The organism is Brevundimonas sp. DW-iso22 (genome assembly GCF_058725425.1).
The window spans coordinates 129,796-148,863 of the sequence record NZ_JBZXEB010000005.1 but is presented as its reverse complement, the minus strand read 5'-3'; the positions used below and the strand labels follow the sequence as shown (position 1 = coordinate 148,863).

Sequence of the window (19,068 nt, the reverse complement as noted above, 5' to 3'; positions counted from 1 at the left end):
TGCAGAACAGGGCGGCGAATCTGGTCGAGGATCACTTCGGGGCCCGGAACCAAACGAACCGGACTAGGCCCGCTGCAGCCGCGCCCGCTCCGCCCCCTGCTCGGCCCGCAGGGACCAGGGTTGCCCCTCGATCCACAGCCGGTCCACAATGATGGCATCCCAGCCGGACGGCAGGACCACAGGGCGCGAGGCCCAGTCCTCCGGAGAGCCCTTCACCTCCAGTCCGGGCAGGCCCAGCACAAGTCCGAGCAGCATGCCGCCCAGATTGGCGAAGAAGGGTCCGGCGGCAGTCTCGCTGTCGGGATGGTCCGGCCGATATTCCAGGCATTGGTGGAAGCGGCCGGCGTCATAGGCCGCGTAGCCCGCTTCGAACAGGTCCAAGGCCAGCGCCCGGTCGCCCGCCATGGCGGCCCATACCGGATAGAGGGCCGAAAACATCGGCGAACCCACATAGGCCTTCCAGTGCGCCAGGTAGAGGTCCAGCGTGGCCTGGCGGTTCGGCGACGCGATCGTGTAGTTGCCCGGGAACAGGCCGGCGAGGGGAGAGGGCGTCGCGCCCTTGGGCTCGGTGATCCGGAAATCGTCATGCGCCGCGATCGCCCCGTCTTGCCGGAGTGGCAGATAGAGCCCGTCCCGCACGGCGTGCCAGACCGAGGGCACCGGCTCGCCCAGCCGCTCCCCAGCCCGGATCGCGCGCTCCAGGACGTCTCTCATCAGCATGAGGGTGAAGGCGTCATTGTCGGGCGGGTCGGGAACCTCGGCCGGACCGGTGGCGCGCAGCAGTTCATAGCCCCGCCCGGTCAGGGTGACCCGGCTGACGGCCCAGTCGGCAACCCCGCTCAGGATCGGCCAGGCGCGGTCGCGGGCGAAGCGTGCGTCGCCCGTCGCCATTGCGTCCTGGTCGAAGGCCCGGGCAATGTGGAGGGACCCGTGATCCTCGTGCGCCGCGGCCGAGCCTGCGCCCGGCGTGGCCTCCTGACCGGACAGGGGGGCCGCCTCCCAGGGGAATTGCAGGCCCTGCCGCGTCGACAGGCGGGCATTGGCCGCGGCGGCCGACCGTCCCCGCCAGCGAAAATCCAGCAGGGCGCGTGCGGCGTCGGGCTGGCTGAAGAGTAGAGGCGGGACACAGAAGGCGTCGATGTCCCACATCACATGGCCATAGTAGTAGTGGTAGTCGTGCCAGGTCGCGAGACCGAAGATGGAGGTCGCCGCCGGAGAAGCGGCATGCACCGAGGCATTGAGGTAGAAGTAGGCGGCGTCGACCAGGGCCTGATGACGCGGTTCGGCCCCTTCGATCCTGATGCGTCCTCGCCAGAGGTCGCGCCAGGCCTCGCGGTTGCGATCGCGCAGCACCTCGAACCCGGTTTCCCGCGCCCGGGCCAGACGACGGACCGCCTCCTCATCGGGACGGTCGTGAGCGACAGACGGAACCAGGGCAGCCATCTGATGGAGATGCGCGCCCTTGCGACCGATCCAGCCCAGATCGAAGGTCACCTGCAACGGCCCGTGCCGGTCCCAGGAAGAAGTCCGGGGCTCTGCTGGAGGACGTGTCTCGCAGGCGATGGCGATCCCGCACCTCGACAGGTCGCCCTCGGTCGCCCACAGAAGGGAGCCGTCGCAGGCCGGTTCGGGGTCGCCCGGCGTCTGGGTCCTCCGCCGGACGACTGTGCCGCGCACTCCGTCGGTTGCGACCTGCGCCCTGACGCCGAGGTCACAGGCTACCTCCGGCACCAGGGTGACCGACTGCTGCACGACCGAAGGAGCGGTTCGGCTGGCCAGGGTCACGGCCTCAATGCCCACGGCAATGCCGGCCAGGCGGACCTGCCAGCGCGTCGTCAGCTCGGCGGTCGAGAAATCATAGGTCTGTTCCAGATCCGACACCGACCAGGGCTGGTCGGACAGCCACACACCATTGACCCGGATATCGACAGCCAGGGGATAGGGCACAGGCACGGCCGCCTCGATGCGGCGTGACGGGTCCAGGCCGACGACGCCGTTGACCACGGCCATGCCCGGCGCAAAGGCCATCTCCCGGACCCTCAGGCCGATCAGGCCGTTGGATACATAGGCCGGCAGGGCACCGTCGCGGGCACCGGTGCAGGCGGGCGGGCTGATCGGCCGCCAGTCGGTCCTGCCGGGTTCAGGACCATGCATGGCAGATGTCATCGGTTGAAGCCGTTTCGACCTGCTGGGTGAACCGGCTCGTATAGAGGCCAAGGATGTGATCGTGGCTCTCGTCGGCGGAACCGCAGACGGCGTCTGTGGCCACGATGATCCGGTAGCCCAGGTCTACCGCGCCCAGGACGGTCGCCAGGACGCAGACATCAGTTTCGGCACCGGTAACGATCAGCGTATCCACCCCTCCGTCTCGCAAAGCGTGGTCCAGGTCCGTGCCGAGCCATGGCGAATAGATGCTCTTGTCGAGGAGCCGGGCGGGCGGCACGAAGACCTGAAGGGGCCTGGCGATCTCGACCATCTCCGGGCCCAGCCCATCCAGCGTCATCGAGGGCCAGCGTTCCCAGTAACCCTTCCAGGTCCCCCGGCCATCACCGGGACGGCTGGCCGGTATGAAGCGGGTGAAGCACAGGCGATCGGGGCGGTGGGCGCATAGCCGCACCACCTGAGGCATGATGCGGTCCGCCCAGGGCGTTCGCCACGCGGTCTCCTCGACGAACATGCGTTGCATGTCCACGCACAGATGGACGGCATTGTGAGGGACCTCGCGAACAAGACCTGCGGGCATCATACGAGCCCTTGGCGTCTTGACCGACCCTCGGAAGTAGCGGGGAGGGGTGGAGGTTGTGAGAGGGCACCCGGCTCCTCTCCACTATGGTGCTCTATTCGTCCCTGTTCCACTTCGAACCGGGAGAAGACCTCCTCCTGACCGTCGTCCAGCAGTTCGTCCTCGGGACCGCCGCGACCGCCCTGGATCAGCCCGGTTGCCATGTTCGTGACAGTCTCGGCCGTTGTTCTGGCAGGATGACACGGTGGGATGCGGTGCGGTGTGGGGTTTCTGGGCATGGGCGCTCCTGGTGGACGGCGGAAGACGGATTGCGAACACGCGGGACAGGGTATGGGCGTGGCAGCCAGGGCCGCCACGGCGTTCGGCTAGGGCGCAGCCTCGATAGTCCCAACCATGAGCAGGCGGGGTTTGAGTCCTGGGGCCACCGTCGTGGTGTCCTGTCCGAGCAACAGTGCCGCCTCAGGTGAAATGGGGGCAGTGTTCATGAGACATTCTCCAGTTTCAGGCTGGCGCAACGCGTTCAGCGATGAGGTGTTGCTCAAGTTGGATAGGCGACACGGTGTGGGCGGTATGCGGATCCGACGGCACAGGACACGGAATGCCGGGCGTCTGGGCCGTGAGGTCGGAACGGTCTTGTGACACCTCCGTTGCACAAGGGTCCTCAACCCGAAAGGTGCATGTCATGACCGAGGTTTCTCCCAACCCGCCCGCCACCCAGGACGACGATACAGTCTGGCCCGAACACGACACCGACAACCGGCCCGAGCGCGATAGCGAAGAGCGGACGGGCGCGGATGACGTCGATCAGTTGATCGAGCGCGACACAGCTGTCCTCGGCACTCCTGACTAGCCCATCACGATAAAGAGGCCAGCCCCTGAGAGGGCACCCATGGACCTGTCCACATGTGGACCCGACATCTGCGGCGGCCGGCATTCCTTTTTTCGTCGGCATTATTGGTTGGCCGGCAGTGGTTCGATGCTCCCGGAAGACCTGTGATCAAGAGCGCGGCTGATGCAGGCCACGCATAGCTGCAGTCTTATGTGGCCTGTCGGGCACTCGCATCCGAAGAGCCATCGTCGCGTTGGCCGGCTATGAGCCGAACTCGCGATGTAGAACTGGTCGATATCTGTGCACGCCTCACGGTCGTGCGAGGCGAACTGGCGCACCTGCTTGAGCACATGTGTCACCGGCCTGTATGCGATGACGCGCCGGACGCTACGCACCCGGCAGCCGATGATTTGATCGACATCGCGTTGCTGAGTGTGGATGCCGCCATCGAGGCGCTCACCGAGGTTGCAACCGCCGGTCGGCTTCAAGCTGCGGACACGTCCGCCAGCGGGCCTCTCAACTAAGGTGTTCGGGCCTTGGCGATGGTGCGCCCGCTGGGGCGTCGAGTTCGACCTTGCTCGCCGGAGTATGCGGGACCGGTGCACATCTCGGCATCGGCGGACAGCAAACACCCGCTGGAGCGTCAGGCTGTGAAGGGCCCCTAATGTCGCCGTGACGTTCCCACCGGGCTGGAAAGAGCCAAGCCTTCGTGTCCGTGACGTGGGTCGGGTTGCACGTTTTAGATCCCGCGATAACCTGCCGAAACGGGCAAGGCTTCTGTCAAGCCGTCACGGACGGGAGACAGGTCCATCCGTAGACGTGCAGACCGGGGCCCTAGAAGAGTGTCGGCTGGGGAGCGGGGGTGTCCTGGCGGAGCGGCATGCCGGACCGGCGTTCACGCTCCTTTCCCGCAGAGAACCGGATGTCCTGGTCGCGATCCCGAATGAGAGCGTCGAGACCTGCATCGGTGAGAACCGACTAGGCTCTACCGCGATCCGGTCCGGCCGGAACGCGGGGCAGGAGGCCAGGCTCGCGACTCCACGCCAGGAGGGTCTCCAGAGACACCGTATTGAGCATGTCGCGCAAATGATGGGCCGTCACATAGGCATCGGGCAGGGCACGGTGCGCGGGCAGGCCAAGCGAATGGTCAAGCCCTTCCGGCCGGCGCTGGTACCGAAGCATCTGGTTCGAAAAGCGCGGCAACTCCGGCCAGAGCCGGAGCGCGCATTTCCAGGTTCAGACCCAGGCGGCACCGCCGCTCAGAGAAGGGGTGCAGAAGCGCTGTTCGAAGGCAGCGCGATGCGCTGCCAGGGCCAGCACAGGAGGCTGGGGCCGTAAAATGTCCGGGGCAACCTCCTTCCAGAAGCCGGCCTCGGCGACCCGCGCGTCGAGGATGTGATGGACAGCCATGGTATCGGGTGAGATCGGTCGTCCCGGATTGACGAACATCGACCCTCGCGACGCTTCGGATACCTCCCAGATCCCATCCGAACGGTGGACGACATCCTGCCAGCCGATTTCGCAGACATCGGTGGGGCCGTTGCCGGCTGTCCCGAGATCGATGACCCGTACGATTTCGAATCCCGGAGGCCGCTCAATCCCGTCAATGTCCCTATGTCTGTCGTCGATCACGGCACCCTGTTTCCATATCCTGCGCTCCCCTTCGACAGGGCCGGGCGCGGCGACACGCCCAAATTCGCGTTCGTACCGAGCCGCTCCGAATGGGGCGCGCGTGCTTTGACTCTGGTTACCGATAGGCTCGCTGCCGGCCCCGTGACGGTTCTGGTAGAGATAGGTTCAGAACCTTCGAAAGCCGACGGGAAGGTCCGGCCCCTGTGCAGACGATAGGGGCCGGCTCGCACCGGGCAGGCCTGTCCCTTCCAGCTCAGACGGACGCGACCGTCCTTGACCATCGCTTCGACGGCGGCGTGAACCTCGGGCATGAAGCTGCGCCAGTCTGCATCGTCGCCATCGCGCGATCTTGCGAGGGCGCGAGCGACTTCACTGGGACAGACGGTGGCCGTCTGTGAGCGTGAGCCCAGAAGGATCAGCGTCGCGTCGCAGGGTGTCGCTTCCGGGAGTGTATGCATCAGCGCTCAACGGCTGGATCGCCGGGAAGTGCCGTTCGCCTTCGGCTTTGCCTCCAGCCTCTCGGCGAGGAGGTTCGAACCCGCGCAACGGAAGCGGTCAGAAGCCGTTGTCGTGGCACCTTTTGCGCAACTGTCTTGCGGCTCACACCCGATGTCGGAGTCTCATTGATGACGATTGGTCATATTTCCTCCCCCGCCACCCTGTTGATCGCCGAGGATGAAGCCCTGGTGGCGCTTGTGCTCAGGGACGCGCTGACGGATGCGGGCTATCTTGTGCTCGACCTGACGACACGCCACGGCGAGGCCGTCGCCGTGGCGAAAGCGTCCAGTCCCGATCTTGCGCTGGTGAACATCCACCTTGCGGATGGCGACGACGGCATCGCGCTCGCGGAACAGCTCCACGGTCTCGCCATCCCCGTGGTGTTCATCAGCGGCCAGACCTGCCGCGCGCGTTCAGCCGCCACTGTCGCCATCGCGTCTATGCCAAAGCCATACGAAGCAGAGGATATGGTGAAAGCCGTCGACTATCTGCTGGCTCGGCTCAAAGGGCCAACGACCGTCAAGGCACCGGGCGGTCTTGAAGTGTTCGAACTGGATGCGGCACTATCCGACCCCGCAAATCCGGAATTTGTTCGGTCCAGCTGACTGTTGTCCAAGACAGACCGCTTCCGTCCAGACCTGCGTCTGTAGCGACGACCGTCCGGGTCAGGCCCTCTATAGTTCTATCGGCGACGGCCCGGACTGCATCCAAGTGGCGAAGGCAACGTTACGCTGACCGGATTCAAGGGGCTGGCCGCGCGTGACACTCCAACAGGGACTGGCCTTCGGGCTGATCACGCTGACCATCGGAGCCTTCATCTGGGGCCGGTTCCGGTATGACCTCGTGGCGGTCGTGGCCCTCGTCCTGGGCCTGGCGGTGGGCATTATACCTGCCGAAGCCGCCTTCGACGGGTTCAGGAACGACGTTACCGTCATCATCGCCTGCGCCCTGATCGTCTCGGCCGCCTTCGCACGGTCTGGCATCATCGAGCTGGCGATGCGACGCATCCTGCCGCTCCTGAAGACGGAACGCTCCCAGGTGCCGGTCCTGACCGGCGCGGTGACCCTGCTGTCCATGGCGACGAAGAATGTGGGGGCGTTGGCGATCATGATGCCGGTCGCCCTGCAGGTGGCACGCCGGACAGGATCGGCACCGTCGCGCCTGCTGATGCCCATGGCCTTCGGTGCGATGGCCGGCGGTATGGTCACCCTGGTGGGGACGGCCCCCAACATCATCGTGGCGGAGGTTCGCCAGGGGATCGTCGGCGAGCCCTTTGCCATGTTCGACTATGCCCCGGTCGGCCTGGCGCTGACAGCCATGGCCCTGGTGTTTCTGGCCTTCGGGTACAGGATGCTCCCGAAGGACCGGCAGGGCGCGGCCGGGATGAGCGCAGCCCTGGCCTCCAATGCCTATGCCACCGAGGTCAGCGCGCCCGCGGACTGGGGGCCGGTCGCGATGACGGTCTCGGCCCTGGCGGCGCTCGGTGAGGGCGAGGTCCGGATCATGGCGCTGATCCGCCAGGGCAAGCGGCGGCCGGCCCCGCGCGGCAATGTCGTGGTCAAGCCCGGCGATGTCCTCCTTGTCGAAGGGGAGCAGGAAGCCCTCAAGGCCTTCGTCGATCTCTCGCAGCTCAGGCTCGTGCGCAACGATCGTCCGATTGCCATGACGACGGCGTCGGAGGAGGTCGCGGTCATCGAGGCCGTCGTGGGCCGCAGCTCTCCCCTGCAGGGCCAGTCCGTCCGGCAGTCCGATCTTTACGGTCAGCACGGCATCAATCTGCTGGGCGTGTCCCGCAGCGGCTACGAACTGACTCAGCATCTGCGGACAGCCCGGCTGGCACCGGGCGACATCATCCTGTTGCAGGGAGCCGAACAGAGCCTCCCGGCGGCCCTGAAGGCGCTGGACCTCCTGCCCCTGGCGGAACGCGAGGTGCGGCTGGGCAGCGCCCGAAAACGCTTCATGCCGGCGGTGATCCTTGCGGTCGCCATGACCCTGGTCGGATCCGGACTTGTCCCGGTCGCCATTGCCTTCTTCGGGGCTGCGGTGGCCATCGTCGCACTCGGCGGCCTGAAGATGAGGGAGGCCTATGCTGCCCTGGACGGGCCGCTTCTGGTGCTGATCGCGGCCCTGATACCCGTATCGGACGCCATCCAGTCCACCGGCGGCTCGGAGCTGATCGCAGGGCTGTTGCGGAATATCTTTGCCGGCCTGCCGGGCATGGTGGCGATCGCCGGCGTCATGCTGGCCTCCATGGCGGTCACGCCGTTTCTGAACAATGCCGCCACCGTCCTGATCGTCGCGCCCATCGGCGCGACCCTGGCCCGACAACTGGGCTTCAACCCGGACCCCTTCCTGATGGCGGTCGCGGTCGGGGCGGCGTGCGATTTCCTGACGCCTATCGGTCACCAGTGCAACACGCTGGTCATGGGCCCGGGCGGCTATAGGTTTTCGGACTACCCCAGGTTGGGGGCTCCGCTCAGCCTGCTGGTCCTGATCGTCGGGCCGCCGCTGATCCTTCTGTTCTGGCCGCTCTAGTCGTCAGGATAGCGTCGGCTTCTAAGATGCCGCCGCATCGACGCGACAGGCCAGGACCGGCTACGCATCGGCGGATCGTTGCGACATTCGAACGGCATCATCCTTACGGATGTTACCGCCGCCATTCCGGTGAGTGTCGACTACGAATAGGCCGACCCGAAACCATGTCGAGCTGACGCAGACCTCGTCAGATATGTTTCTGCGCAGCGTCTCCAGACGAAGGTCGGAACGGGGTCAATTGGGATGAGGCATTTGCCGGGTTCAGGCCTGCGGTCTTGATCAAGGGCCTGGATGATTTTTGGGTCATGCCGATTGTGGCGGATCGGATGGCACGACGTGGCTTGGAAAAAGACCGCCTCTCAACTCACGATCAGCCGCGAACCGAGCCTGTCGATCAGTCGGGATAGGATGAGGGGCGACACAGTGATGGGTGCTGTGCTTTCAGGGCACGGCACCTGACACCTCACCGACGCCGTCGTCCTCGGTCTCGTCGGGTAGGGGAATGACCCTGTCGGGCCGGTCAAGATCGGCAACCTTCCGGTCCAGGTCGTCGATGCGCCCTGCCAGGTCATCTTCGTCGGTGTTCTGCTCGGCCATGGCTGTCTCCTTGTCATTGGAAAACACCAGACCGCCAGATGCTGTTCCACGGTCACGTAAATCGAACCGGGAGTGGTGCCTGCTGTCTATGGCCGGCGGCCGCTGGGTGGCCGGCGTTCGCCCCGCGACTGGGGGTGGGTCAGGTATGGTCGCCGTATCCCACAGGATGGGGGGCTGCCCCGCACGATCAACTTGAACCGCCAATGGCTCGCCGACGGGTGCCCCGGGTCACATGGCCATCACACTTCAAAAACGCGGTAAGGCAGTTCGCCCAGGGTTCGCAGAACGGGCAGGGCGACATTGTAGACCGGCACACCTTTGTTTGTACGGCCTTCCGGAGCGCCGCGATGGGCATGCCCGTGGACGACCAGGCTGACATTGTCGTACCGGTCGATGGTTTCCGCGAGCCGGGAAGACCCCAGGAAACAATGGATTTCCGGCGGTTCTCCGATCACGGTGTCCGCGACCGGAGCGTAGTGCAGCAGGACCACGGAGCGCTCCGTTCGCAGGCTCCGGATCGAGGTCTCGAGCTGGTTGGCGTCCTCGACAGCTTCCTGCACGAAGGTCTTGATCGAGGCCTCGCCGAATGAACTCAGCATGTAGCGACCGAAGCCACCGACAAATCCTTTGGCTCCGGCAAAACCCACGCCCCCGATCTCGTGATTTCGGCCGCCGGACAGCATGGTGACGCCCGCCTCGCAGAACATGTCCATGATGGCGTCAGGCTGGCCGCATTCGTGCTCATGATTGCCCATCACGCCGACCATCGGGATCTTGCAGAGCTTCAGGTCCTTGAGCAGGGCCTCGACTTCAGCGGTCTTGCCAAAGTTGACCATGTCTCCGCAGAGGCAGAGCACATCGGCTTCGTCGCCGACACGCTCGAAAAGGTCGCGATAGGGTGACGGCCCTTCGCCGACATGCAGGTCGCCAACGGCGGCCACGCGTAGCTTTCCAGAAGGCCCGGGTTCCATGCCCGGCTGAGGTGTCTGGACTTCAGTCGACGGGGTCATGGCGTTCCTCCAGTCCCTTGCCGACGACATCGCCGAAACCCCACTCCGTGATGTCCGCGATATAGTCCCTGGGACTGAACAGCCTGCCCCGACAGACCCGCACGCGGGGGGCGGGAAGGGTCACCTGAGCTTCCAGCCTCTCTGCCAGTTCGGTCATCAGCCAGGCAGGAATATTGTCCCGCTCGGTGGGATAGGCGAAGCGGAAGTTTAGAAGATGGGCCATCAGAACCTCCCAGTAGAGGTCCATCTGATCCAGCAGCGACTTCCAGTCGATGGCCGCGGCCTGTTTGAGGATGACGTGGTTCACGTCAGCCCCGTCGTAGCGGTACCGGTCCTGAATGAAGACCTTGGACAGGATCAGTGCCGTCGGCGGCGTGATGGTGACGTCGTGGCCGTAGACCTGGATCGTATCCGTACCAAACCAGCTGTCGGATACGGCGATTGTCCCGTTGGACATGGCGAAGATCACATCGAAGAAATGCTTCTCGTCTTTCCAGACCTTGGCGATCCAGCGTTCGTCCTCGACGTCTGTGCGGTAGCCCCGGGCCTGGAAAAAGGCCAGGATCCGCGGGTAGTCGCCCGGCTTGCAGAAAACGTCCAGGTCCTTTGTTGGACGCCGGATGCCGGTGTAGGCCGTGACGGCATAGGTGCCCGACAGCAGGAAGGGAATGCCGCTTTCCTTCAGCAGCCGGAGGCTGTCCTCGTAGAATGCAACGGCTTCCCGGGGTGGATGAAATCCGGGGTCAGGGACGGCGGTGTCGGACATGCAAGGCTCGGATGAAGGAAGCCTAGCCAACGATGACAGACATGTGCGAGTTCCTTGAAAGGCAGGAGTCAGCGGTCTTCCTGGAGTGCGGGCTGAGCGTCGCGTTTGTCGGCCCGTCGGTTCGCCGGGCCGAGATGCTTTGCGGCGTGACGACCGGGACCGAAACAGGTCACCGGGGGCTTGGGGGTCCGCAGGTCCCTGTGCAATTTCCACCGGGCCGGGCGTGAACCCTTGTAGGGCCTTCGGCGTTTGACAAGGCTGCTCCCGATGGGGAACTCGGGGCTCGGGGGGGACGAACACTGCCAGACGTAATTTCAGACCTCAGCCTTGCCTCTGTATTTCCAGGCGGTGCCGGAGACATGGCGCGCCGTGTGCGGCTGCACGACTGGGCGTCTACGCCATTGGGCCCGATTGACGCCTGGCCGCAGAGCCTGCGCACGACGGTCTCGCTGGTCATTGCGGCACCGGTGCCGATAGTCCTGCTCTGGGGCGAGCACGGGGTGATGATCTACAACGACGCCTATTCCGTCTTCGCCGGCGGACGCCATCCCCAGCTGCTGGGCTCCAATGTACGCGAGGGCTGGGCGGAGATCGCCGACTTCAATGACAATGTCATGAAGGTGTGCCTGGCTGGCGGGACGCTGGCCTACAGGGATCAGGAATTGACCCTTCACCGTGAAGGAAGGCCCGAGCAGGTCTGGATGAATCTGGACTACTGGCCTGTGCTTGACGAAAGCGGCCGGCCTGGAGGGGTCATCGCGACCGTGGTGGAGACCACGGCGCGCGTTGAGGCCGAGCGGCTGCAGGCCGAAACCGATGAACGTCTGAAGCTGGCGCTGTCGGCCGGGCGTGGTGTCGGGACCTGGGATTTCGACGTGGCAGCCAACCGCGTGGTCGCGGATGAACGGTTTGCCGAAATCTATGGTGTCGATCCGGCCATGGCTCGCAATGGTGCGCCGCTGTCCGAGTTCTTCCGCGCCATGCATCCGGACGATGCCGCGCGTGTCGGGGGTGACATTCAGCGGACCCTGGAGACACGCGCGCCGTTCCGGTCGGAATATCGCCTGATCCAGTCTGACGGGGAAATCCGGTGGGTCGCGGCGGAGGGGAGGGTCGTCGCGGATGCCGGTGGCCGGCTCCGCTTCCCGGGCGTGACCTTCGACATCACCGAGCGGCGCGTAGCGGACGCGGTCCTCGCGGAAACCGAGAGCCGCTACGACGCGCTGTTCAACTCGACCTTTACCGGCTTCTGCATCGTGCAGATGAAGTTCGATCGCGACATGCGTCCGGTGGACTATATGATCGTAGAGGGGAACCCGGCATTCGAGGACATGACGGGCCTTCAGGATGCCGACGGAAAATGGGTCTCCGAGATCGCACCCGGCCTGGAGCAGCACTGGTTCGATCTCTACGGGCAGGTGGCCCTCACAGGCGAAACCGTCCGGTTTGAACAGCCTGCTGATATCTTCGGACGCTGGTATGCCGTCGAGGCGCTGCGCATCGGGGACCCCGAGACGCACCGCGTCGCCATCCTTTTCACCAACATCACCGAGCGGAAACGGGCGGAGGCACGCCAGCAGGCATTGCTCGACCTGAACGACGCCATCAGGGATCTGACCGATCCCGCCGAGATTGCGCATGTATCCTCGAAGATCCTCGGGGAGGCGCTTGGCGTCAGCCGCGTTGGATACGGCGTCATGGACACGGCCGCCGAGACCGTAACGATCGCGCGGGACTACAATGCCCCGGGTGTCCCGAGTCTTGCGGGCGTCATCCATTTCCGCGACTTCGGATCCTATATCGAGGATCTCACGCGGGGTGAGACGGTGATTATCGCCGATGCGGCGAACGATCGGCGCGTCAGCGACGGCGGTGCGGCGCTCGCCGACATTCGCGCGTCCGCCCTGATCAACATGCCGCTCATCGAACGCGGCCAGGTCGTGGCCCTGCTCTTTGTCAATAACGCCACGCCACGCACCTGGTCCGACCAGGATCTTGCCCTTGTCCGCGAGGTCGCCGAACGCGTCCGCTCCGCCAGCGAACGGGCGCGGGCCGCAGCCGATCTCGAAACAAGCGAGGCCCGCTATCGTACCCTTTTCGACAGCATGGACGAGGGCTTCTGCATCATCGAACTCGTCGACGGGCCGTCGGGACCTCTGGACGACTATATCCATATCGAAGCCAACCCGGCGGCGGCCCAACAGGTTGGACTGGCCGGGGTCGTGGGGCATCGTATTCGCGACCTCGCGCCTGAGGAGGCCGACGAGTGGATCGAACTGTACCGGGCTGTGCTGGAGTCTGGGCAGCCGATCCGGTTCGAAAAGGCCTTCAAGTCCACCGGTCGTTGGCTCGAACTGTCCGCCTTCCGCATTGAACCGGCTGACCGGAACCAGGTCGCCGTCCTGTTCAAGGATTTGACCGAGCGCAACCGAACGGAACGGGCCCTTCGGGACAGCGAGGCGCAGTTCCGCGCCTTCGCCGAGGCCGTACCCAATCAGGTCTGGGCCAGCCGTCCCGATGGTGAACTGTACTGGTTCAACAGTCAGGTCTATGCCTACACCGGCCTGTCCCAGGGCGAACTGAACGGCCCGGATGGTTGGGGGAAAATCGTTCATCCAGAGGATTTGCCCGGGGCAGCGGCCGTGTGGGCCGAAGCGCTGGCGTCCGGCCAGGTCTATCGTACAGAGTTTCGCATCCGTCGCAGTGACGGGGCCTGGCGCTGGTTCAGAGTCGGTGCCGAGCCGGTCCATGATGACGCCGGAAACCTGACGGGCTGGGTCGGTGCCAACAGCGACATCGACGACATTCGCCGCCAGGGTGAGCAGCTGGAAACCCTGAACAGCCGGCTGGAAGTGTTGCTGGAGGGCACCCAGGCCGAACGCGACCGTCTGTGGCTCCTGTCGCAGGACATGCTGGCGCGCGCCGACTATGGAGGAGGGTTGTCGGCGGTAAATCCCGCCTGGACGCGGATACTCGGCTGGTCGGAACCGGAACTGCTTGCCAGCCCATACGCCGACATCATCGACCCGGAGGATCTCCCGGCCACGGCTTCGGCGCTCGCGGAGATGCAGCGCACAGGCCTCCCGACGCGGTTCGAAAACCGCATCCTGACGAAGGACAGGGTCTGGACCCCGATCGGCTGGACCGTCGCGCCCGAGCCGGGTGGGGTGAACTTCATCGCTGTCGGCCGGGACCTGACCGAGGACAAGGCACGCGAACAGCAGCTGCAGGTCGCCCAGGAAGCGCTACGCCAGTCCCAGAAGATGGAAGCGGTGGGCCAGCTGACCGGCGGCATCGCCCACGACTTCAACAATCTGCTGGCGGGCATCTCCGGCGCGCTGGAACTGTTGTCGAAGAGGCTGAGGGAAGGCCGTCTCAATGGCATGGACCGGTATATCGACGCGGCCCAGGGCTCCGCGCAGCGCGCTGCGGCGCTTACCCAGCGCCTGCTGGCCTTCTCGCGGCGTCAGACGCTGGATCCCAAGGCCACCGACACCAACCGCCTGATCAACGGGATGGAAGATCTGATCCGGCGCAGTGTCGGTCCGAATGTCGAAGTCGAGGTCGTCGGCGCAGGCGGGCTTTGGGCCACCAGGATCGACCAGTCGCAGCTTGAGAATGCCCTGTTGAACCTCTGCATCAATGCGCGGGACGCCATGGCACCGGACAGCGGTCGGCTGACGATCGAGACCTCGAACAAGTGGCTGGATGAACGGTCGGCGAAGGCGCGCGACCTGCCGCCCGGTCAGTACGTCTCCCTATGTGTCACCGATACGGGCAGCGGCATGCCGCCCGACGTTCAGGCCCAGGCGTTTGACCCCTTCTTCACAACCAAGCCGATGGGTCAGGGAACGGGCCTCGGTCTCTCCATGATCCACGGCTTCGTACGCCAGTCGGGCGGCCAGGTGCGGATCTATTCCGAGGTCGGCAAGGGCACGACGATGTGCCTGTATCTGCCGCGCTACCAAGGCGACATCGACGGCGATGAGGATACCGGCGTCACCGCCGTGACCGAGGGCGGGCACGGCGAGACTGTCCTGATCATCGATGACGAGGAGACGGTGCGGATGCTGGTCGCCGAGGTCCTGGGAGATGCCGGATACAACGTCATCGAGGCACCGGATGGTCCCTCGGGGCTGGAAATCCTGCGTTCCGACCGGCGCATCGACCTTCTGGTGTCTGACGTGGGTCTGCCCGGCGGGATGAACGGACGCCAGGTGGCGGACGCTGCGCGCGTATCAAGGCCAGACCTGAAGGTCCTGTTCATTACCGGCTACGCTGAGAACGCGGCGGTCGGAAACGGCCTCTTGGCTCCCGGTATGCAGGTCCTGACAAAACCATTCGTCATGGGCGACCTGGCCGCCAAGGTCCATGACATGATCGAAGGCTGACGCGCGGACGATCACACGACCACAATTGGTGGGGCTTGCATAGCGGCGTTCGGTTTAGGCCAACAGAGCGGGCAGTCGAGGGCTGGGGCACAAGTCGCGTCGAGGCCGGAGGCTAACCACTCAGGACAAGGGCTGTGTCGAGAGCCAACTCGAAGCGTGGCAGCATAGATCGTTTGGGGTCGTTGGGCCGGGGTCTGATACGGGCATACGTCTGGCATCATCTGCGTGGTGCTCCGCTCAATGTCGGGCTGCGACAGGAGCCATACAAACCAGTCGTCCTCTAATCAGCGACCTGATGTTTGGGATGCTGGCTCGATACTTCACCGACGGCCGGTCACTGCCCCTTGTTGTATATGCGGAAAGTGCACTGAGCGCGCGCGGCGGATCGGACCGACCTGGACGTTCGGCGCAGGCACGGGCCCCAGGAAGCGGTCGGCGTCGATCCCGCTCTCCAGGGCTTGGAGCAAGAGTTCGATCAACAGAGTGAATTTGTTATCCTGGGCACGGAGCCGTTGATGGGCGGTTGAGTTCTGACTCCGCTCAGGAGACGGAATGTGACCAAGGCCCCACGGGTAGCGATCGGCGACACGCCTTTGGTGGAGGGGCCCGTTGAAGCCGCCACGCCGCTCGGCACACCGCCTGCCAAGCCGTCTGCGTCCCTTTCGGCTGTACGGTTTCTGACATCGCTTGACGATGACCATCAAGTGACTGCGCTACTGACCACCAGCGAGAGGCGGGCCGAGGAAATCGCCAGGGCATTGACGGCTCTCGTCAATCCAGTCGCAACGGAGGTCTTGCTGCTCCCGCCATGGGATTGCCTGCCGTTTGACCGCGCGTCTCCGTCCCGTGACGTGCAAGGGCGCCGACTTGCCGTCTTCGCTCGCCTGGCGGCGAAGCCCGATGGTCGGGGGCGGATTGTGGTTCTCTCACCTGAAGCGATGGTGCAGCGGTCTCCGCCCACGTCTGCAATCGAGTCCACCTTCGAGATCGCTGTCGGTCGCCCCATCGACCGAGAGGCACTCGCCGCCTTTGCCCGGTGCACGGGCTACGCAGAGGATGACCGCATTGATGAACCTGGGGAGATCGCATTTCTCGGCGAGGTCATCGACGTTTTCCCTGCCGCAGCCGACGGCCCTGTTCGTATCACCGTGGCCGAAGACGTCGTCAGGGATATCCAGAGCTTCGATGCGCTTTCACAGCGGACGCTGGACCGTCTCAACGCGGTCGTGCTGACCGGAGCTTCGGAACTGCATCTTGATGATGAGACCGAAAGGTCAATGGGTGCCGAGCATCGCCTTGGCGTCTTGCACGGACCACTCTTGACGGCGCTGGAGCGGATTGCGCCTGATAGGCTGATCGCTGAGCCGACGGCGGCCGATCGGTGCTTGAAGGTCTTGCGCCGCGTCGCCGAAGCGCACGCGTCGCGCAAGACATTTGGCGAAACCGATGACACACCACCGCCAGGGCCGGCGAGCCTTTACCTCACGGTTCAACAGGCAAAAGACGAACTCAGCCCAGCCGTTACGCTTGAGCTGAATGACGCCCGACCGATCGCGAACCTGGCCGCGGACCGGAGGCCCGGGGCGAGCCTGAGGGCACTGATCGACGCGCACCGCGCCAAGGGGCGGCGCGTGGTCATCGCGAGGGTCGAGCATGAACTCCAACCGATCGCTCGCATGCTCAAGCGGCTGGGCATCGATGCGCCCGTGTCCGTCCCGGACCTGGCGAGTGTCCTGGACGCACCCAGTGGTTCACTTCTGTCTCTGAGCGCTGATTTTGATCGAGGGTTCGAGGACGAGACGCTTCATCTGGCCCTGGTCACGGCGAGCGACATCCTCGGCGGGAGGGTAGCCCAGGCCTCGACCGACACGCGCAGCGTGATTGGCGAACCGGAGCTGCGCATTGGCGATGTCGTGATCCATGAGGATCATGGCCTCGGCATTTTGCAGGGTCTCGAGACAGTGGACGTCGCGGGTCACCCGCGTGACGTGATCAGGCTCGAATACTACCAGGGATCGACAGTTCTGGCTCCGGTTGAAGAGTTTGGGCGATTGTGGCGGTATGGATCGGAGCCTTCGGCGGTCACGCTTGATCGTCTGAACACCGACGCGTGGCAGCGGCGTCGCATCGAGGTCAGCGCACAAATCGACGCGACGGCAGCTCATCTCGTGGAGCTCTCGCGCGCGCGCGCGGCAGCGAGGTGCGAGCCCGTGGTTTCGCCGAAATCCGCCCTTGCCGAGTTTGCCGCGCGCTTCCCGTTCCCGGAGTCGCCCGACCAGGCAGCAGCCATTGAGTCGGTGCTTTCGGATCTGGCTGGCGGCAGACCGATGGACAGGTTGGTGTGTGGCGATGTGGGTTTTGGAAAGACCGAGGTCGCGCTGCGTGCCGCCGCTGCGGTGGCTTTCAGCGGTCGGCAGGTCATGCTGGCCGCTCCAACCACGGTGCTGGCGAGGCAGCACCTCGAGACGTTCAGACGACGGTTTGAAGGTACGGGTGTTCAGATCGGCCATCTGTCGCGTCTGGTCTCCCCGGCTGAGGCAAAGGCGGTGAAGGCGGGGTTGAAGCGTGGCGAGATCAGCATCGTGATTGGCACTCACACGCTGGCCTCCGAAACGCTTGAGTTCGCCAGCCTTGCGCTCACGATCGTCGACGAAGAGCATCGGTTCGGGGCCAGGATGAAGGAGGCGCTGCAGCAACGCGCGCCCCACCGCCTGGTGATGACGGCGACCCCGATCCCGCGCACGCTACAGAGTGCGCTCATCGGCATCCAGGACGTCAGCGTTATTGCGAGCCCGCCGTCACGGCGCCGGCCAGTCCGCACCTTCCTGACCGGGTTTGATGGAGGTACCGTTCGCACTGCGCTTCTGCGCGAAAAACAACGCGGCGGTCAGAGTTTCGTCGTCGTACCCCGGATCGAAGACATGCCAGCGATGGCCGATGATCTCGCACGCCTTCTTCCCGAGCTCAGCGTGAGGTCTGCGCACGGAAAGATGGGAGCGGCCGAGATCGACGACGTGATGGTGGGATTCGCGGACGGCGCGGGCGATGTCTTGCTTGCGACCAATATCATTGAGACCGGCCTGGACGTGCCGCGCGCGAACACGATGATCATCTCCAAACCAGAGCGCTTTGGTCTTGCCCAGCTTCATCAGCTTCGCGGCCGTGTCGGTCGCAGCCGCGTACAGGGCTTTGCCTATCTGCTGACCGATCCAGCGACTGAAATCTCGGACGCGACACGCGCGCGTCTCGGGACGCTTGAGGCCTTTGATCGTCTCGGCGCAGGATTTGCCATCAGCGCGCGCGACCTCGACCTGAGGGGGAGTGGGGATCTCCTGGGCGATGAACAGGCGGGGCACATGAAGCTCATCGGCTCTGCGCTCTATCAGTCGCTGCTCGAGCGCGCTGTCAGAGTAGCGCGCGGCGAGCCGGTCATGGACCCGTGCCCTGCGCCGCGCGTCGATCCGGCCGCAGGCTTTCCCGAAGGCTACATCCCCGACCCCATCATCCGCATCAATCTCTATGCGAGACTGGCACGTGTGGCCTCGGCAGCGGAGGCGGACGCGATCGAGGACGAAATCGCCGACCGCTTTGGCCCGCTTCCTGACGAGGTGGTCGCGCTCCTGGACGAGACGCGCGTGTCGGCATTGGCAGCGGAGTCAGGCGTCACCAGGATCGTCAATGGACCGAAGGCCACGGCGCTCACGCTCGGTAGTGCCTGGCTTGAGGCAGCGACAATGAGGGTACCGGCCAACGAGAACCGCAGATGGGTGGACAACCGCCTGGTCCTCGAGACGCAGGACGGCGTCGTGCACGACAATGCGTTTCTGGCATCGGTTCTCGCCGAATTGGCGGCTTGAGTATCGACCCGCTTCGATGCGCTGTCGCATGTTCGAGCCCTCAGGCTCGGTGGGTATCCGACGAAATCCTTCGACGCCTGCCGAGCAGGCACCGTCATCCCCGCGCGTTCGCAGAAGGTATTCGCAGCTTCCTGATGTTTCGCCTGGGCCTCCATCTGGACCTGCGCCAGAAGAATCTCCGCCAGCTCCTGTTGCGGCCAAGGGGTCAAT

At 64.8% G+C, this 19,068-nt stretch carries 12 protein-coding genes; 5 read left to right on the top strand and 7 right to left on the bottom strand.

The annotated features are described in order from the left end of the window. Positions 1 to 63 precede the first annotated feature (63 nt). A complete protein-coding gene (locus AC4PRM_RS09430) occupies positions 64 to 2,166 on the bottom strand; it encodes a glycoside hydrolase family 65 protein (protein ID WP_492039635.1) in 2,103 nt (700 codons plus the stop codon). Beyond that, a complete protein-coding gene (locus tag AC4PRM_RS09425) occupies positions 2,141 to 2,743 on the bottom strand; it encodes a cysteine hydrolase family protein (RefSeq protein ID WP_492039822.1) in 603 nt (200 codons plus the stop codon). Before AC4PRM_RS09425 ends, AC4PRM_RS09430 begins: the two co-directional genes overlap by 26 nt. 682 nt (positions 2,744 to 3,425) lie before the next feature. Between AC4PRM_RS09425 and AC4PRM_RS09420 the strand changes: the two genes are divergently transcribed. Then, the gene (locus AC4PRM_RS09420) at positions 3,426 to 3,593 is read left to right on the top strand and encodes a hypothetical protein (protein ID WP_492039634.1); all 168 of its coding nucleotides are present in this window, start codon (positions 3,426 to 3,428) and stop codon (positions 3,591 to 3,593) included. Between the two features lie 1,215 nt (positions 3,594 to 4,808). Here the strand turns inward: AC4PRM_RS09420 and AC4PRM_RS09415 are convergent. Next, positions 4,809 to 5,204, bottom strand: coding sequence for a 3'-5' exonuclease (locus AC4PRM_RS09415; RefSeq protein WP_492039633.1), 396 nt, complete (start codon positions 5,202 to 5,204; stop codon positions 4,809 to 4,811). Beyond that, complete coding sequence (locus tag AC4PRM_RS09410) at positions 5,201 to 5,662, bottom strand: DUF3253 domain-containing protein (RefSeq protein WP_492039632.1); 462 nt, start codon at positions 5,660 to 5,662, stop codon at positions 5,201 to 5,203. The genes AC4PRM_RS09415 and AC4PRM_RS09410 overlap by 4 nt, the downstream gene beginning before the upstream one ends. Before the next feature lie 168 nt (positions 5,663 to 5,830). Here AC4PRM_RS09410 and AC4PRM_RS09405 point away from each other — a divergent pair, with 168 nt between their 5' ends. Continuing rightward, the gene (locus AC4PRM_RS09405; RefSeq protein WP_492039631.1) at positions 5,831 to 6,307 is read left to right on the top strand and encodes a response regulator; all 477 of its coding nucleotides are present in this window, start codon (positions 5,831 to 5,833) and stop codon (positions 6,305 to 6,307) included. Between the two features lie 154 nt (positions 6,308 to 6,461). Further along, positions 6,462 to 8,237, top strand: coding sequence for an SLC13 family permease (locus AC4PRM_RS09400; RefSeq protein ID WP_492039630.1), 1,776 nt, complete (start codon positions 6,462 to 6,464; stop codon positions 8,235 to 8,237). A gap of 441 nt (positions 8,238 to 8,678) precedes the next feature. Here the strand turns inward: AC4PRM_RS09400 and AC4PRM_RS09395 are convergent, their stop codons facing one another. From AC4PRM_RS09395 to AC4PRM_RS09385, 3 genes are all read right to left on the bottom strand, one after another. Then, positions 8,679 to 8,834, bottom strand: a complete 156-nt coding sequence (locus AC4PRM_RS09395) for a hypothetical protein (RefSeq protein ID WP_492039629.1) — start codon at positions 8,832 to 8,834, stop codon at positions 8,679 to 8,681. Positions 8,835 to 9,073: 239 nt separating this feature from the next. After that, on the bottom strand, positions 9,074 to 9,844 hold the full coding sequence (locus tag AC4PRM_RS09390; RefSeq protein WP_492039628.1) for a metallophosphoesterase family protein: 771 nt from the start codon (positions 9,842 to 9,844) through the stop codon (positions 9,074 to 9,076). Then, positions 9,828 to 10,610 (bottom strand): nucleotidyltransferase family protein, encoded by a 783-nt coding sequence (locus tag AC4PRM_RS09385; protein ID WP_492039627.1) that lies wholly within the window; start codon positions 10,608 to 10,610, stop codon positions 9,828 to 9,830. Before AC4PRM_RS09385 ends, AC4PRM_RS09390 begins: the two co-directional genes overlap by 17 nt. A gap of 359 nt (positions 10,611 to 10,969) precedes the next feature. Between AC4PRM_RS09385 and AC4PRM_RS09380 the strand changes: the two genes are divergently transcribed. Both AC4PRM_RS09380 and AC4PRM_RS09375 read left to right on the top strand, forming a co-directional pair. Beyond that, complete coding sequence (locus AC4PRM_RS09380) at positions 10,970 to 15,001, top strand: PAS domain S-box protein (protein ID WP_492039626.1); 4,032 nt, start codon at positions 10,970 to 10,972, stop codon at positions 14,999 to 15,001. 554 nt (positions 15,002 to 15,555) lie between these two features. After that, positions 15,556 to 18,858: a DEAD/DEAH box helicase gene (locus tag AC4PRM_RS09375; RefSeq protein WP_492039625.1), complete on the top strand. Its 3,303-nt coding sequence runs from the start codon at positions 15,556 to 15,558 to the stop codon at positions 18,856 to 18,858. Positions 18,859 to 19,068 lie beyond the last annotated feature (210 nt).

What these genes read in the sequence shown, in the direction of transcription:
- AC4PRM_RS09420 (WP_492039634.1), top strand. Translation starts at nt 3,426, where the DNA reads ATGACCGAGGTTTCTCCCAACCCGCCCGCCACCCAGGACGACGATACA.
- AC4PRM_RS09410 (WP_492039632.1), bottom strand. Translation starts at nt 5,662, where the DNA reads ATGCATACACTCCCGGAAGCGACACCCTGCGACGCGACGCTGATCCTT.
- AC4PRM_RS09380 (WP_492039626.1), top strand. Translation starts at nt 10,970, where the DNA reads ATGGCGCGCCGTGTGCGGCTGCACGACTGGGCGTCTACGCCATTGGGC.
- AC4PRM_RS09385 (WP_492039627.1), bottom strand. Translation starts at nt 10,610, where the DNA reads ATGTCCGACACCGCCGTCCCTGACCCCGGATTTCATCCACCCCGGGAA.
- AC4PRM_RS09395 (WP_492039629.1), bottom strand. Translation starts at nt 8,834, where the DNA reads ATGGCCGAGCAGAACACCGACGAAGATGACCTGGCAGGGCGCATCGAC.
- AC4PRM_RS09405 (WP_492039631.1), top strand. Translation starts at nt 5,831, where the DNA reads ATGACGATTGGTCATATTTCCTCCCCCGCCACCCTGTTGATCGCCGAG.
- AC4PRM_RS09430 (WP_492039635.1), bottom strand. Translation starts at nt 2,166, where the DNA reads ATGACATCTGCCATGCATGGTCCTGAACCCGGCAGGACCGACTGGCGG.
- AC4PRM_RS09390 (WP_492039628.1), bottom strand. Translation starts at nt 9,844, where the DNA reads ATGACCCCGTCGACTGAAGTCCAGACACCTCAGCCGGGCATGGAACCC.
- AC4PRM_RS09425 (WP_492039822.1), bottom strand. Translation starts at nt 2,743, where the DNA reads ATGCCCGCAGGTCTTGTTCGCGAGGTCCCTCACAATGCCGTCCATCTG.